The following is a 15,326-nucleotide window of genomic DNA, read 5'->3' on the forward strand; positions in this document are numbered from 1 at the left end:
GCAACCTATGGAGTGGCAGGAGATCGTAGAGAGCCGTTACAGCGTGCGATCCTATGACAACTCGAAGCCGGTCGAATCGGAGAAGCTGGAGCGGGTGCTGCAAGCGGCGCTGCTCGCGCCAACCGCGGCGAATCGGCAGCCCTTTCGAGTGTTCGTGATTCCGACTGCTGACTATAAGGACGCCTTACAGGCGGTCTATCCTCGCGATTGGTTTATTGAAGCGCCTTATGTTCTGGCGGTTTGCTCCGTTCCGGGGGAAGCCTGGGTCCATCGGGATGGCAAAAGCTACAGCGACGTCGATGCGGCAATCGTGATGGATCATCTCGTTCTGGCGGCAACTGCTGAAGGGCTCGGCACTTGCTGGGTGGCAGCCTTTACCATTGAAGCCGCCCGCAGCTTGCTCGGTATAGACAGAGGAATGGAGCCGATCGCTTTCACTCCGCTCGGTTATGCCGCAGGGAAGCGAACGGCTGAACGGACACGCAAATCGATGGAGGAACGAATCATTCGTTTGGGTAACCAGACAAAGGAGGCGGCAAAATGACGGAGGAATTTGATGAAATTAGCCCCAACGAGCTAACGGATAACATCTTTCGCCTGATTGGTGATGAGTGGATGCTCATCACGGCGGGGACACTCGGCAACTGCAACACGATGACCGCAAGCTGGGGAGGAACCGGCATCCTCTGGCATAAGCCGGTCGCTACCTGTGTCGTCCGGCCGACCCGATACACCTATGAGTTCCTTGAAGCTAGTGAAACCTTCACGCTATCTTTCTTTTCGGAGGAATATCGGAAGGCGCTGGAGATTTGCGGCAAGAAATCCGGTCGCGATGGAGATAAATTCGAAGCGGCTGGAATCACACCGGTGGAAGAGAAGCCGGGGCTGGTTTCGTTCCAGGAAGCTCGGCTCGTCTTGGAATGCCGCAAATTATATGTCCATGATCTTCAACCGGATCATTTCGTCGATCCGTCTCTTGACAAGTTTTACCCGAACAAGGATTACCATCGGATGTACATAGGGGAAATCACCCGCTGCTTGGTGAAGAGGCGCTCATAATCGAATAGTCGCATCCATCCGGCCGCTCGAAACGAGCGGCTTTTTCTATCTATCCGTAACCGACCGATTCCCCTATTGACATTCAAGGATTACAAATGTAATATCAATTTGCGGATTACTGATGTAGTCCAAGTGAGGGAGGCTTTTACGATGTCATTGCCCAGAATATCCGAAGCGGAGTGGGAAGTGATGAAGATCATCTGGTCCGCGCCGCCGCGAACAGCTAACGAGGTGATCGAAGAGCTGGAGGGGAGCAAGGACTGGAGTCCCAAAACCGTGCGAACGCTGATCAAGCGCTTAGTGGAAAAACAAGCGCTCGGGTATGTCCAGGACGGAAGAATCTATTCGTATTATCCACTTGTTAAGGAAGAAGAGTGCGTGAGGGCGGAGACCCAATCCTTTCTCAAACGCCTGTACGGTGGGACACCGAAGGCCATGTTGGTTCATTTCTTGAAAGAGGAGAAGCTGTCTCGGGAGGACATCGCCGACCTGAAACGCATTCTGGACGACAGGGAGGAGAAGAAATGAATCCGGCACTCGGTGAAGGGTTCTCTTGGATCGCGAGCGTTTCCCTGAAAGCGACCCTGTTGATTCTGCTGATCCTGCTAGCTCGCGTGCTGCTTCGGCGCTGGCTTAATCCCCGTGCCATTTCTTGGCTGTGGCTGCTCGTGATCGTGAGGCTTCTAGTGCCTTGGACTCCCGAGAGCCCACTGAGTCTCTATAATCTTTACGCCATGGATCAATCGGGAGGAAACTCCACTTCGACGGATCAGGTTCCTCAGAAGGGAAGCTTCGTCACTCAGCCTGGTACCGAAGAGGTGAAGGGGCTTCCTGAAGCCAAAACATCAACCTTATCTGCACAGGAGAGCCGCGATTTCGCAGCAAAGGCCACAGAACCGGATAAAGCCGCTAAGAATGGGATCGAAAAGCTCCCCGAAGCGATTCCTCGGTTATGGCTTGCGGGTGTCGGTTTCATGTTGAGCCTATTTGCCATTCCGAGCCTCCGCTTCGCTTCACGTGTCCGCATAACGTCTGCTGCCCCCTCCGAAAGAGTGTTGGAGATCAGCCGGGCCTGTGCGCAGGAGATGAGAATCCGAAGGTCCTTCGCTGTAATGGAAACGGATGCGGTGACAGGTCCCGCTCTCTTTGGAATCGTGAAGCCGAAGATTCTATTGCCAAGGGTAGCCGGCAGCCTTCGAGATGAAGAGCTTCGTCACCTCTTTCTGCATGAGCTCGCGCATCTAAAGCGAAAAGATCTGATGATTAACGGAATCTTTTCCTTCCTCGTTGCCGTACATTGGTTTAATCCGCTGCTCTGGTACGCTTATCGGAAAATGCGGGAGGACCAGGAGCTCGCATGCGATTCCTTGGTTCTCTCAACGATCGGTTCAGAACAGTCTCAGAGCTATGGAAATACAATCATACGCCTTTTGGAGACAATGAACACTCCTGTCCGGTACGCCGGTTCAGCTGGAGGAATATCGGGCGGCAAGAAGGAGCTTAGGCGAAGGCTTAAGCGGATCGCATCGGCTGAGACAAAGGCTTACAAGCTATCCGTTCTCGGGATGGTTGTTGTCCTTGTCCTCGGTGGCTGTGCCATGACGAAGGCGGTAACAGGGAGCGCTTCTTCCGGGGCGAACCCGGCACCTTCCGCGTTAATCCCTACAGCAGATGCCGGACAGTCGGCTGCTCCGGCGGCAACCGCCCAAGCGGATAAACCGTCCGGTCCGCTCGCGATAGTCAAGGAAATCTCCTTGTTCGCTCCTTCCGGAGCAAAAGGAGACGTTTATAAGGGGCTCACGGTAAGCTATGGAAACACAACGAAGAGCTTTCCCTGGATCACGGTGACCAATCCGACCTATGCCCCTGAGATTCATGCCTTCACATTAACCGGGAATGGGGAGGAGCAAGCGGCTATTATCTTGACAGAAGGCTATGGAACGGGCATTATTCAGCAGACCCTTCACGTTCTTCAGTTTCCGGATTTCCGCGAGCTGACTATCGAAAATTCACTCGATGCGATTCGCCGGGAAGTCTCAATCGCCATCATGAAACGAAGCGAAAAGGTGTACTTGAGCGCCTCGTCATCCGGGAAGCAGTGGGGGCGTGTGTATCCCGAAGCGGTTGCGGGTCACTGGAGCGAGGGCATTTCGTTCGGTTCGCGTGTGAAGTATACGGTTGAAGGGAACCGGATTCAAGCGTTGGCGGAGGGAGCCGCTTCTCCCGGAGATTTTCCGGTTCAAGCCATCGCCGAATATGGAAGTGATCTGTTGGTTAAACAGGTGCTAGTCGTTCCTTTCGCTATCGAATCCAGCTTGGATGAAGCGACGACCAAGCGTTTGATGGCAGAGAGGATGGGAACGGAGGGCTGGACATTCGCGATGAAGGACGATCAGTATTCGTTTACCTCTCATCCGCAGGAGACAGATGTGCAAGGGATGACCTATCGGGTCAATCCGATAACCGGAACCGTGTATGACGAAACCTCAGGCGGACCCCAAACGAATCTACTGATTGAGAATGCTCCGAATCTGAAGGATATCACGAGCGGAACTGCTTATCTGGAGAAGCTCAAGAGCCTTTCGCTCCCTTTCCTCAGCGATTTCGGGCTGACTCCGGTGGGAGAGGACTGGCTGGGCGGGGGCTACGGGGACGGATACCTCTATGGGACCGTCAAAAAGGACGGCGAGACGATAGAAATCAAATTCGATGTATTTACCCAGGAATGGGAGGCCCTTCCGCGATAAGCGGAAGGTTTTTTTTCTGACCCCATAGTGGGTTTGCTGTATACTGAAGAAGGTTGTTTCTGGTAGACGACGGCCCAGTATGCAATAAACCTTGGGAGTAAAGAAGGGACATCATGAGCTTGCTTGTTAAAGAACCTGCCTTTTACAAACGATTTTTTGGACTTACCGTCCTGATTGGCTTGCAAAACCTCATCTCGCTCAGTGTGGGGCTTTCGGATAATGTGCTGCTTGGAGCTTACAGCGAACCCGCGCTGTCTGGAGTAGCTTTGGCCAACCAGATTCAGTTTTTGCTGCAAATGCTTGTCATGGGCGCCGCCGAAGGCGTAGTTATCCTTTCGTCACGGTTTTGGGGCGCTCGAGATCTCGCTTCGGTTCGGCAAGCGACGAGTATCGGAATGAGAATCGCTCTGTTTGTCGCACTCGTGCTCGGAATCACTGTTTTTCTATTCCCTCATGCTTCTCTCGCTCTCTTTACGAATGGAGAGGCGGCGATCACGGAGGGAGTCAAATACCTGAGGATCATCTGCTTCTCCTACCTGTTCTTCTCGGCGACCAACATTCTGCTGGCTTCCCTTCGCAGCGTGGAAATCGTCCGCATCGGGTTCGTCGTATCTGCATCTACTCTGATCATCAATGTATGCCTGAATTATTTGCTCATTTATGGTCACTTTGGTTTTCCAAGGCTCGGAGTTCAAGGATCGGCCATTGCGACTTTGACCGCGAGGATCATCGAGTTCGTCATCGTTTGCTTCTTCCTGAAGCGGTATGATTCTCGCATTCAGCTGCGTTTGAAAGATTTCTTGTCCATCGATCTCGCCTTGGTGAAATCTTACATTCGAATCGGCTCCCCGATTCTCGGCTCGAACGCCTTGTGGGGAGTCGCAATGGCTGCTCAAACCTCTATACTCGGCCACATGGGGGAGGCTGCCATCGCTGCAAACAGCATTGCCACCACGATCTTTCAAATGGTAACGGTCGTGACCTATGCCTCAGCCAGCGCTACGGCGGTGATCATCGGCAAGAGCATCGGGGAAGGAAAGGTCGATAAGGTGAAGGGCTACGCGATTTCCTTACAGGTTCTCTATGTAGGGATAGGGTTATTAACGGGGTTAATACTTTATGTCATAAAAGGACAAGTTCTCGGCTTCTATTCCGTCACCCCCGAAGCCAAATCGCTTGCCCTGCAGTTCATGACGGTCTTGTCGATAACGGCTGTAGGCACAGCCTATCAGATGCCGGTGCTCACCGGAATCGTTCGCAGCGGCGGCGATACCCGGTTTGTGCTGTACAACGATTTTATCTTCATGTGGCTCATTGTGCTCCCGATTTCGGCCCTTTGCGCCTTCGTCTGGAACTTATCTCCCATGTTCGTTTTCGTCTGTTTGAAATCCGATCAAATTCTCAAATGCTTCGTCGCTATCGTGAAAGTAAACCGGTTCCGTTGGATACACGCCTTTGATGCGAGGAAGCAGGAGCCGGATATCGCCTAGTACGCTCTCAACTTCAACCGTGTGGATACGAAGCGGCGTCTATCGGTATGTGAAGGGGGGCGAAAAATATGGTTTTTGAGTTAGCAGCGTATTAGATCGGTTTGCATACACACTATTATAAAAGGAGTGCACTTATGCCTCATATCACATTCGGAGGAAAGTATGTTTACGGCTGGTTGACCGTTAACGATGACGGTTCTATTCTGCTTCCACAGGAAGCCCTTATGGATTATCAATTAATCGGCAACAAGAAGGTTCTTCTGATGTCGGGCAGCCGGACCTCGAAGGGCTTTAGCGTCATGTCCTTGGAGTTGATGAAGACATATGAATCCCATATGTTGACCGTTGTTGCGCCGGCGCTTGAAGGCGATGATCTTAGGCAAGACGAGGTCTTCTTTCGGCAAAAGGGGAGGACTTTTGCTTCTGCTGGCTTGGATAACGAGGGGCGGCTTTCTTTGCCTGACCAAGCGAAGGAAGCGTTCGGCATTCATCCTGACAGCCGTCTGCTCAGCATACGTTCTAGCAACGTGGCTTTTGTGAATATCTTCGAAGGCCCCATCGTAGAAAGAGCCCGGCAGCATTCAGAGCTTCCGGTATTTGAAGCGTAATGCGCGTCAACTGAAAATCCATGGTTTCCCTCTGCCGATTGAAAGTCTTCGGTATTGGGCTGGATATCCTCCTCGTCATCATAGGCCGCAATGACGGTGCCCGATACAGGCGAGAGTACCTCCTGGTTCCGGATCCCGTAGCTTTCTAACCGTGAGTCTCCGGTGTTGTATGGTTCCATGACCAAATCATAAGCCCAGCGTTCCGATGCCCATATGACATGGGGTAAATTAACGGCGGTCGTATCTCCGCCCCAACCCACGACTGTCTTTTCTTTGAGCGGCCATTTCACCGTAACGGCGGGCGAGAGCTTCGCAACATCTGCAGGATAAGCCCAAGGGATCACATTCATGGTCAAAAGAAGGGGAAGGGCCAGTATTATGCTAAGCAGCAACGAAAAAGTTTGGCGGCGGATGCTGTTCCTTCTCCGGAGCTTTACCACTAAGACTACCAGTTGAATAACAAAAACAGGATGCCGACGAACGGCAGGAACAGCTTGAGCAATCCTTCTTCATCCGAATCTCCATTCTGCTTTCATATAAGCTTGAATTCCATCTTCTTCTAGTAACTAGAATACCAGAGCAAACTTTCCTCATTCTTAAACTGAATCTCGTCCAGCAAGCTTCCAGCGGCAGGTCATGACGAGGTTCTCGCCGTTTCGCTGAGCGGTCAGCGTACCGCCCATCTTGCTCATCAGGCTTTTGGCAATCGAAAGACCGAGTCCCGATCCTCCAGCGGATCGAGTTCGGTCGGCGGTGTAGAACCGGTCAAATAGCAGGGAGACATCTTGATCGGAGAGGTTCTTCGCTTCGTTCATGATCGTCAGAACGACTGTCTCCTGCTCGCTTTCGAGGCGGATGACCACATGACCAGTGGCATGGTTGATCGTGTTGATAAGCAAATTTTCGACGACTCTGCGAACAGCGGATTCGTCAGCGTATACCGGAAGGATCTCGTCCGGCAGCCAGACGGAGGATGTGAGTTCGCGCTCGATAAACGAATCATAGAAGCTGACTAGAATCTCTGAGAGAAGGGCAGTCATCCCTAGTCGTTTGGATTTGAGCGGATAATCCAACGACTCGATCATAGATAGCTCGAAGAAATCGCTGATCAGGGCTTGCAGCCTTTTGGCTCGGTTTTTGACGATAGCGAGGTATTCAATCCTCTCCTCCGGAGTTAACGTCTCCGTCTCCATCAATTGGATGTAGCCGGATATGGAAGTGAGCGGAGTGCGAATATCGTGTGAGATGTTCGCAATTGCTTGTCGAAGCTCATTCTCGCTTCTCCGCTCGCGGGCTTCCGCTTCCACGATCCGCTCGCTTTGCCGATTGATTTGCTCCGCAAGCGCTTCGAGCTTTCGATCAAATAGGGTGACCGTCATTTTCTTGCCGGTTTCCCGCTCATTGCAACGTCGCAGCTGCTCAGTCATCTGTTCCAGCTCGCGCCGTGTCAAGAACAGGCGAAGGAGCAGAAGAGCCGCCGCCAGAACGGATAGGATCATGAGGAAGAGCATCTCTTTCTGCTCCTTACCAGGTTATTTGATTTCTTTTCGCCGGAAGACGAGAATGCCGAGCAGCCCGCATCCGACAAAGGTCAGAAGGGGGACCAGCAGGATGGCGGACCAATCTCCGCTGTCGATGCTGGGCTTGCCGATATCTGCCACCAGCTTGAAGATGGAATAGTCGTAGACGGTGTCCACGAATGCGACTTTGGAACCGATTGCGGCCAGCGCCATATCGATCATGATGAAGAAGATGACCAGGAAGCTGATCGTCTTTCCGCTATCCGTCAGAATCACAGTGAACAGAGCTCCAATGGCCGCATAACCCGCCGTGTAGAGCAAGGTGAGCCCAAGGGTTCGTGGAAGGAAGAAGAGAGACACTCCTTCTGGTACATTCCCAAAGCCGGATAGCATGGTCACTTCGATCGTGCTGACGACCGGGAAGACGAGGGAGAGCGCCATCGCTCCGACGGCGAATACGAGCAGCTTGGCTGTGAACAGCTGCCCCCGGGTGTGACCCGATGAAGCGATGGTTTTCATGACACCCGTCGAGTACTCGTTCGAGATGAAGAATCCTGCGAGAACCGCTACTCCGAATTTAAGAACATAGGCGTTGCTGGACAAGAAGGTCAACAAAAACTCGATGCCGGTGTACTGAAGGGTTCCGCTGTTTTGCCGATCGAAGTAATACAGCAGGGGATAGAGCAGCGAGATCGCGGCAATGGTGAACACCAATACCCAATATGACCGGTTTTTGCGCAGTTTGAACAACTCGACTCGGATCAGATTAATCATGGGAAGGACCTCCGATCCGCTTCGTGAAATAGCTCTCCAAGTCCTCGCCCATGGGCATAAATTGCTCAATGGTCAGACCGGCCGTGAACAACAGCGAGGATATGACGCCGGGCTGTTCGATGCGTTTAAACAGCTTAATTGCACCATCTGGCATCACTTCAAAATCAGATGTCCCCAGCTCGCTTCGAATGACCGTGGCCGCCTTATCGGGTTGGTCTACTTTTATGAGCAGATAGTGCTGACATTTCTCATCCAGCTCTTTGGCAGTCAGTTGCTCCAGCAGCCGGCCATGATGAATGATGCCGTAATGGGTCGCCATCAAGTGCAGCTCGCTCAGGATATGGCTTGAGATGAGAATGGTAATCCCGAGCTCTCGGTTTAGCTTCTTGAGCAATTCCCGCATTTCCACGACGCCCATCGGATCAAGTCCGTTGGTCGGCTCGTCCAGAATCAGAAATTCGGGATTACCGAGCAGGGCAATGGCCAGACCGAGGCGTTGCTTCATTCCGAGCGAGAAGTTTTTCGCCTTCTTCTTGCCTGCTCCTTGAAGCCCGACCTGCTCCAGCATCCTCGAAACGCATTCTTTGCCGGGGATGCCGCGTAGAATACGGTTGGCTTCCAAATTCTCGCTGGCGGACATGTGCGGGAACAAAGCCGGGCTCTCGATGATGCAGCCCATTCGCTTCCGGGCTTCGATGAGCGCTCGCTCGTCGCTTGCTCCAAACAGCTCGATTGTCCCTTTCGTTGGGAAGGAAAGTCCGGTTATCATACGTATAAGCGTGGATTTGCCTGCTCCATTCTGGCCAATAAAGCCATAAATCGAGCCTTTGTGAATGGACAGGCTGACTTTGTCCAACGCCGTGTGGTTCTTGAAGGTTTTGGTGATTTGGTTCGTTCGTAACACATACTCGTGCATCTTCGTCTTGGCCTCCTTCATGTGATAGACCAAGTGTAGAAACCGGACCATAAGAAGAGCTTAAGCCGAATCTTAAGAATCTCTTAAGACAATAGGGTTACGGCTTGAGACGATAACCCATCCCCCAAACGGTCTCAATCCACTCTTGTCCCGGAGCAGCTTTGGCTAGCTTCCCGCGGAGATTGCTCACATGAACATTCATCGTGTTATCGTCCCCGTGAAAGGGCTCGTTCCACACGCTCTCGTACAAATTCGCTTTTGTAAAGACCTTTTTTGGCGAAGACATGAGGAGTGCAAGAATCTCAAACTCCCGTGCGGTGAGCATGAGCACCGTTCCCTCGGCTATGACGGACTTGGCGCTAAGATCAACGACAAGCCCCTTATGCTGCAGTACGGCAGGCAAGGCCGGTTGCGCTAATCGAGCATATAAACGCAGATGAGTATCGATCCGAGCGGATACTTCTTCGATATCGAATGGCTTCGTTATGTAATCGATTGCCCCTCCGCGCAAGGCAAGCACCTTGCTCTCTTGCTCCACTTTGGCGGATAGAATCATGACCGGTATATCGCCATACTCACCGATCCGTTCGAGGAGCTCTTCTCCAGACATCCCCGGAAGCATGAGATCAAGCAGCACCATACTCCAGTGCCTTTGCTCCAGATAGAGGAGGGCCTCCGTTCCGGAAAAGGCGGGCTGCGGGATATAACCGCTCTTTTTCATCATACTGCACAGCAGCTTGCTAATGTCGCTGTCATCTTCCGCGACGAGGATGTGTATCGGTTGGTTCATAGAAGCTCCTTTCGCTTCTAGTGGATTCGAAAAACAGCGACTCATTTCCACATGAGATGGTTTTCCAGCAGAATCAGCATAACATAAGTCAGCGACTCGCTGCGAATGAGAGATCATCGGGACCGCTCTACTGCAAAAAGGGGTTGAAGGCAAGATTTCATGCAGTGGCAAGTAGGCGGACTTCCACATACACTAACCAAGACATTTGCGTTGGATATCTCGATTCAAATCATCCCGATCCGGGAAAGGAGCGTGTGTCATGCCGTCTCTCGTCATCGGAGGAATCAAAATCAACAGTGTGGCTTCCGGCTCCAATGTGCAGATCGGCGACACGGGCTTCATCAACTTGTCGAGCAACTGCAAAATTTTTGCAGGTGCAGACTCCTTTTCACCGGGCGATAGTTTCTTTAGCACCACAGCAATTGGCAATGGCAGTACGAATACGATCGATCCTGATATCGTGGATACGCCTAATGCAAATCAACAGATCTAAATAGGCATGGAAAAGGAAGGAAAACGCTGGTCTTCCGCGAAGTAGTAGGAGGGAGCAAGCGGACAAGCATAGAAATCAAAATAAAGTAAACATAATTAATGTTATGTTAACTTTGATTTTGAATCCCTATCCGATTGAGAGGAGCCCTTGAATGGCGACAAGATTCCAAATTGATTCCTTGCCCTTAACCCAAAAGCAATCTCCCGTTCCTGAATTCGCTTGGCATACGAGTGAGAGACTTTCTCGCCTCGCACAGTCCAAGCATTTGACGTTCGACATCCGGTCGCTCGACCCCGACAAGTATTCGTACCCTTATCACTACCACCACAGTTCAGAAGAACTGTTCGTCATCCTGGAAGGAGCCGCAATGCTTCGCACACCCATAGGGGTAGAAGAAGTAAAAGCGGGCGATCTGCTCTTCTTTGAGACGGGGCCAAGCGGGGCGCATCAGTTGTTTAACCATACGGACCTGCCCTGCAAGTACTTGGATATTCGGACAGAGAACGGGTTAGACGCAGTGGAATATCCGGATTCCGGCAAGATCAACATCATGCTTGCTGAGCAGCGAATCTATGACGTCGACAGCGAAGTAGATTATTTCAAAGGAGAAACCGAAGTACGCAATAAATGGAAGGGATTGCGCTTACCCGATTAAGGAGATAAGGAGATGATTATGTGATGGAACGATGGGAATACAAGACGATTCAAGTGAAAACCAGCGGTTTCTGGGGAGGCAAGCTCGATGACAATGAGTTTGAATTGCATCTAAACGCGCTTGGGAATGAAGGATGGGAGCTTGTCTCCGTCTTTGACACAAATCAAGCGCAAGGCGCAACCATGATGGTCGTTGCCGTATTCAAACGCAGAAAGTGACGAAAGCGGGAGTATCGGGCGAATTGCGCAAATACGTGGAGTTCGGCATCGGGAATCGCTGGCTGCTCCGAACGGAGCTCGAGCATGAGGATGGAACGGAAACGGAAGTCAAGGGATTTCAGCGGCCTTTTCGCTGCCATTCGGTTTACATGAGGCTGTGGATCGGGCACCGGGTCCTCATATTAGATAGCCGGGAAGGTCTCAAGCTTACTCGAAAGCCTTCCAGAAAATTCAAGTGGATCATCGGTTTAAGCGGAGAATAAGAGAAGAGAGCGGCGCACACACGGTTTCCACACAAATGGCTGTTAGTATGGGTTCAACAAGCCAACTCTGGAGGGATACCGATGAACTGCTGCGGCAATCATGATTCGCAGGAACCAAACCTAGAAAAGACCGATTCTCATAACGCCAAATCCCATCACAAAAAGCACGGCTGGATGATGTTACTCTGCTGCATCGTCCCCATGCTCCTATTAGGAGGGCTCTTCGCCTTCAATGCGAGCCGGGGACAAGCGACGAGCATTCTCGGCTTCGGTATGGTATTGCTTTGTCCGTTGATGCATTTGCTCATGATTCCACTATTCATGGGCAAGAAGAAATAAAGAGCTGTTCTCCGACAGCCGCTCTCCCCGCCTGAGGGTCTCCCGAATGGCGAGCAGAGCGGTGTCTGCTTGTTTAAGGCGGCTTAACAGCCTCTTTTCCTCGTCGCTCGTTGTCAAGACCTGAACGATTCCGCCGCCGCTGAGAGTGATTCGCCGATGAGCGGCGAGAGCGAGCAGCGGATCATGAGTGGCCATGAGGACGATCTTCCCAACGCGAACCAGCATCCGGAGCGCTTCATCGCGGTAGATGCCTGCATTTTCCAGCTCATCGATCAGGACGATCGGACTGTCCGACAGCAGGGCTGTGTCCGCGATCATCAAGGCCCGCGATTGCCCTCCGCTGAGAGCGGTCAGGGGAGAAGAGGGAGACAACGGTTCTCCGGTTAGCCGGTTGGCGGAGCTAACCACTTGGTGGATCAATTCGTTTCGATCGCTTGCATCACCTTCCCCTTTGCCGTCCTCCCGGCACTCCGCATGCATGACAATGAATTCTTCCACTGTGGCATCCATGACGAAGTTCATGTTCTGCGACAATTGTGCGATCAGCTTACTTCCTCGGGAAAAGCGGGTCTTGGAGTCGGGAACGTCTCCGTTGATCAGAATCTGTCTGCCGCTTGGCGTATCCACCTGCGCCAAATACTCGATATCAGCAAGGAGACGGCTTTTTCCTGAGCCTGTCGCCCCGACAATCGCGGTGATATCGCCTGGCACAAGTGTGATCTCAACCGCTTCCGGTGCCCCATTCTTGAAACGCCCTCCGCGTATCGTAACGGACTCGATCATCGCTTATGACGCTCCTTCCGCATCGGGGCGGTCCGCAGCCGGAATCACCATGCTCTTCACATTCCCCATCTGATAGTCACTACCAATCCTCGTCTCTCCGAGGCAATAGGAGCATACGGCTGCGGGCATCGAGAACCGCAGCCTGCTGCCATTCAAGCTCTCCAGCTCCGCACCTTCCTCAAACAGCCGGGCCAGCCTTTCGGTTCCCTGTCCCGTCAGCCCGTTCACCTGAAGCACCTCGGCGCGGTTATTGACCTGGCGGACCCGGTATTCAAATACTTCCCGTTCCGCTTGCGAGACGATGTCCCCCTTCGTTACAGCGACGACATCGGCCTGCTTCAAGAGTGGCCCCATCTTGGCCGGCGTATTCATTCCAGAGAGATTGTCGATCACACAGAGGGCGACCGAGCCGCGAATGAAGGGCGAGCAACGGTTGCACAAGCCAGCGCTTTCGCTGATCAAGAGATCAAACCCCTGCGAGATTCCCCACTGCAAGCAATCCTCGATGTTCGTGACAAAAAAATGATCGGGACACAAGTTCCCCGCGAGTCCGAGCAGGACAGGAACATCCTTCTCCGCATACCGTTCCTTATCCGCCGAAGCGATGCAGTCGAATTTGACGACCCCTGCCTTAAGCCCGCGCTCCTTCAAGAACGGAATGATCCGCAGCATGACCGAGGTTTTGCCGGAGGATGGGGGACCTGCGACCGTGATCAACTTCATGGTGTATTCTCCTCGAAGCCGCGAAGGAACTCGGCATTCGCCTGTTCTGTAAGGCGGCCGATCTCTTTGTTCCACACCGTATCCCAGCCCATCCAGCAGAGTGGCTGACCGGCTGTCTGGGAGGAAGCGGATGAGCGCTCGGAAGAGAAGGGGGATGGAAACATCGCCTGCTCGCATAGCTCCGCCGTCTCTTCCGATAAAAAGAACCGCGCGATGCTTCGGGAGACGTTGGAGGCGTTCCGCTTCATTAGCATCAGGACGGGACTGGCGATAGCTCCGTCCTCTGGCCACACCACCCGGACCCGCTCCTTGCGGCGAATCATCTTTGCATAGAAATAGGGCATGATGTAGACAGCGGTCGCACCCGGCTGATCCGACCCGGCGAGCTTGGCCATTTGGCCGGGATGCATGCCTGCCGCGACATTGGAGCCAAGCTGGTGCAGTGAATCGTCACCCAAGGTATGCCGCAGGGTGAGCAGGACGGTCTCGCAGAAGCTGCCCTGATGACCTCTCATCGTGATCTGTTTGCGATACAGCGGAGAGAGGAGGTCGCTCCACCGGGAGGGCAGAGGATGGCCATCCAGCTTGCCGGTATCAATTACCATCACGAGCGGATTCACGCAGAGCAGGGTGGTTCTGCCCGTCGGGTCAAGCAGCCCGGCAGCTTGAAACCGTTCGTTCGGCGTGCATACAGATGCGTCGGCAAACACCTCCGTATCCAGAAACCGGCTTCGGAAGTCCGCATGGAAGAAGCTGCTGATCCCCGGCGAGATGATGATGTCCGGGAGCTCATCAACATCCTTAAGGTCACTCACTTTGTTATAAAATTCACTTTGGTTGGCGTTTCCTTCAAAGCGAATGTCCCCGGAATCCCCTTCAACTCCAGCGGGAAGCAATGCTTCCCGCTGCAGTAGGTAGGCCTCTTCGAGCGGCACTTTTAGCGGGCAAGGGAGAAGCGCTAGCAGATGCTTAGGCATTCGTTCAAGATCGAGTACGGTATCGGATTTCATGCCATTCACCTCCGATTTTCCCCATTATAAGGCTCGCTGTCAGTCCGAACAATTTGATCGCGGAAGAATATATGACAATTCCATAAACAATAGGGGAGACAACCTGCAATTATGGTGGTTAACTTACGTCACCCTAACGCGAATAGGTTACGGTGAAGAGAGGTATCGCGAATGAAGTTGGCTTAACTGACCTGCCATGTTCGTCCGCTATCCTTTCCGAAAGCTAAGCTCATGGAAGCGAGTGATTTCTCGGAACAGCGCTTTCCCGTCATCCTGGACAAGGGCGTTCAGATCGAGTGGGAGGAGCAGAGCGCGATAGGGTTCCGGCACCCATCGGTATTGATGGATATACGAGGTGCTTTGAAAGCCGAGACATTCCCAAAATTGCATGCGTTTCCGGTTCTCCGGGGTGTCCTCCGCTTCAGCCTCGATTAAAATCGAGCCGATGCCTTCAGAAGCGACGGCCCAAGCCTTCAAGCCGTCGAACAACTGCTTGCCGATCCCGAGTCCGCGGATGTCTTGTCGTACCGCCAAGTAATCGATGATCATCCTCGGTTTTTGCTCCTTGTCCGTATCATCCACATCATCCGCCTCTTCCCGGCTAAAGCCCGTCACCGCCATCCCGACGGCTTCACCCTTCCGATAGGCGCCGTGGAGAACGGCAAGACCCCGGTCGATCATTCGCCGAAGAATGGCTTCCGGCTTCGCGCCATGCGGAAAGCTGTCTCGATAGATCGGGCCAAGCTCACTCCAAGCGGCTTCCTCCCAGCGGGGATAGGCTATTATCTCAATCTTCATTCATTCGTCTCCCAACGCCGTTGGATCGGCCCCATATGAATTCATGGTATCATAAGATGAACAATTTCCCTATTTTCCCCGTTCTGAGGACATATGTCCTATCCTCTTCACGGGATCTGTCTTTTAATGAGAAGGAGAAA

18 protein-coding genes are annotated in these 15,326 nt (G+C 52.7%); 10 read left to right on the forward strand and 8 right to left on the reverse strand.

Going from position 1 to position 15,326, the window contains the following annotated elements:
• Positions 1 to 7: 7 nt before the first annotated feature.
• From BN2684_RS21395 to BN2684_RS21420, 6 genes are all read left to right on the forward strand, one after another.
• Positions 8 to 544 (forward strand): nitroreductase family protein, encoded by a 537-nt coding sequence (locus tag BN2684_RS21395; RefSeq protein ID WP_058304114.1) that lies wholly within the window; start codon positions 8 to 10, stop codon positions 542 to 544.
• Positions 541 to 1,059 (forward strand): flavin reductase family protein, encoded by a 519-nt coding sequence (locus BN2684_RS21400; RefSeq protein WP_058304115.1) that lies wholly within the window; start codon positions 541 to 543, stop codon positions 1,057 to 1,059. Before BN2684_RS21395 ends, BN2684_RS21400 begins: the two co-directional genes overlap by 4 nt.
• 150 nt (positions 1,060 to 1,209) lie before the next feature.
• Positions 1,210 to 1,587, forward strand: a complete 378-nt coding sequence (locus BN2684_RS21405; RefSeq protein WP_058304116.1) for a BlaI/MecI/CopY family transcriptional regulator — start codon at positions 1,210 to 1,212, stop codon at positions 1,585 to 1,587.
• Positions 1,584 to 3,806: a M56 family metallopeptidase gene (locus BN2684_RS21410; protein ID WP_058304117.1), complete on the forward strand. Its 2,223-nt coding sequence runs from the start codon at positions 1,584 to 1,586 to the stop codon at positions 3,804 to 3,806. Before BN2684_RS21405 ends, BN2684_RS21410 begins: the two co-directional genes overlap by 4 nt.
• A 113-nt stretch (positions 3,807 to 3,919) precedes the next feature.
• Complete coding sequence (locus tag BN2684_RS21415; RefSeq protein ID WP_058304118.1) at positions 3,920 to 5,296, forward strand: MATE family efflux transporter; 1,377 nt, start codon at positions 3,920 to 3,922, stop codon at positions 5,294 to 5,296.
• Positions 5,297 to 5,430: 134 nt separating this feature from the next.
• Entirely contained in the window at positions 5,431 to 5,904 is a 474-nt protein-coding gene (locus tag BN2684_RS21420; protein ID WP_058304119.1) for a hypothetical protein, read from the forward strand.
• A 596-nt stretch (positions 5,905 to 6,500) separates the two neighbouring features.
• Here BN2684_RS21420 and BN2684_RS21425 read toward each other — a convergent pair.
• The 4 genes from BN2684_RS21425 to BN2684_RS21440 form a co-directional block, all read right to left on the reverse strand.
• The gene (locus BN2684_RS21425; protein ID WP_058304120.1) at positions 6,501 to 7,415 is read right to left on the reverse strand and encodes a sensor histidine kinase; all 915 of its coding nucleotides are present in this window, start codon (positions 7,413 to 7,415) and stop codon (positions 6,501 to 6,503) included.
• 21 nt (positions 7,416 to 7,436) lie between these two features.
• On the reverse strand, positions 7,437 to 8,198 hold the full coding sequence (locus BN2684_RS21430) for an ABC transporter permease (protein WP_058304121.1): 762 nt from the start codon (positions 8,196 to 8,198) through the stop codon (positions 7,437 to 7,439).
• Positions 8,191 to 9,114, reverse strand: coding sequence for an ABC transporter ATP-binding protein (locus tag BN2684_RS21435; RefSeq protein WP_058304122.1), 924 nt, complete (start codon positions 9,112 to 9,114; stop codon positions 8,191 to 8,193). The genes BN2684_RS21430 and BN2684_RS21435 overlap by 8 nt, the downstream gene beginning before the upstream one ends.
• Positions 9,115 to 9,211: 97 nt before the next feature.
• Complete coding sequence (locus BN2684_RS21440) at positions 9,212 to 9,904, reverse strand: response regulator transcription factor (protein ID WP_058304123.1); 693 nt, start codon at positions 9,902 to 9,904, stop codon at positions 9,212 to 9,214.
• Between the two features lie 259 nt (positions 9,905 to 10,163).
• Between BN2684_RS21440 and BN2684_RS21445 the strand changes: the two genes are divergently transcribed.
• The 4 genes from BN2684_RS21445 (at position 10,164) to BN2684_RS21460 (ending at position 11,533) form a co-directional block, all read left to right on the forward strand.
• Entirely contained in the window at positions 10,164 to 10,397 is a 234-nt protein-coding gene (locus BN2684_RS21445) for a spore germination protein (RefSeq protein WP_058304124.1), read from the forward strand.
• Between the two features lie 151 nt (positions 10,398 to 10,548).
• Positions 10,549 to 11,052, forward strand: a complete 504-nt coding sequence (locus BN2684_RS21450) for a cupin domain-containing protein (protein ID WP_058304125.1) — start codon at positions 10,549 to 10,551, stop codon at positions 11,050 to 11,052.
• A 23-nt stretch (positions 11,053 to 11,075) separates the two neighbouring features.
• Positions 11,076 to 11,270, forward strand: a complete 195-nt coding sequence (locus BN2684_RS21455) for a DUF4177 domain-containing protein (protein ID WP_058304126.1) — start codon at positions 11,076 to 11,078, stop codon at positions 11,268 to 11,270.
• 23 nt (positions 11,271 to 11,293) lie between these two features.
• Positions 11,294 to 11,533, forward strand: coding sequence for a DUF3977 family protein (locus tag BN2684_RS21460; RefSeq protein ID WP_058304127.1), 240 nt, complete (start codon positions 11,294 to 11,296; stop codon positions 11,531 to 11,533).
• A gap of 315 nt (positions 11,534 to 11,848) precedes the next feature.
• Here the strand turns inward: BN2684_RS21460 and BN2684_RS21470 are convergent, their stop codons facing one another.
• The 4 genes from BN2684_RS21470 to BN2684_RS21485 form a co-directional block, all read right to left on the reverse strand.
• The gene (locus tag BN2684_RS21470; RefSeq protein WP_058304129.1) at positions 11,849 to 12,655 is read right to left on the reverse strand and encodes an ATP-binding cassette domain-containing protein; all 807 of its coding nucleotides are present in this window, start codon (positions 12,653 to 12,655) and stop codon (positions 11,849 to 11,851) included.
• Positions 12,656 to 12,658: 3 nt separating this feature from the next.
• A complete protein-coding gene (locus BN2684_RS21475; protein WP_058304130.1) occupies positions 12,659 to 13,378 on the reverse strand; it encodes a GTP-binding protein in 720 nt (239 codons plus the stop codon).
• Positions 13,375 to 14,388: an ABC transporter substrate-binding protein gene (locus BN2684_RS21480; RefSeq protein WP_058304131.1), complete on the reverse strand. Its 1,014-nt coding sequence runs from the start codon at positions 14,386 to 14,388 to the stop codon at positions 13,375 to 13,377. Before BN2684_RS21480 ends, BN2684_RS21475 begins: the two co-directional genes overlap by 4 nt.
• Positions 14,389 to 14,595: 207 nt before the next feature.
• Positions 14,596 to 15,186 carry a GNAT family N-acetyltransferase gene (locus BN2684_RS21485; RefSeq protein WP_058304132.1) on the reverse strand — a complete coding sequence of 197 codons (591 nt, stop codon included), beginning with the start codon at positions 15,184 to 15,186 and terminating at the stop codon, positions 14,596 to 14,598.
• Positions 15,187 to 15,326 lie beyond the last annotated feature (140 nt).

The sequence above is a fragment of the Gorillibacterium timonense genome, from assembly GCF_001457415.1.
GTDB lineage: Bacteria > Bacillota > Bacilli > Paenibacillales > NBRC-103111 > Gorillibacterium > Gorillibacterium timonense.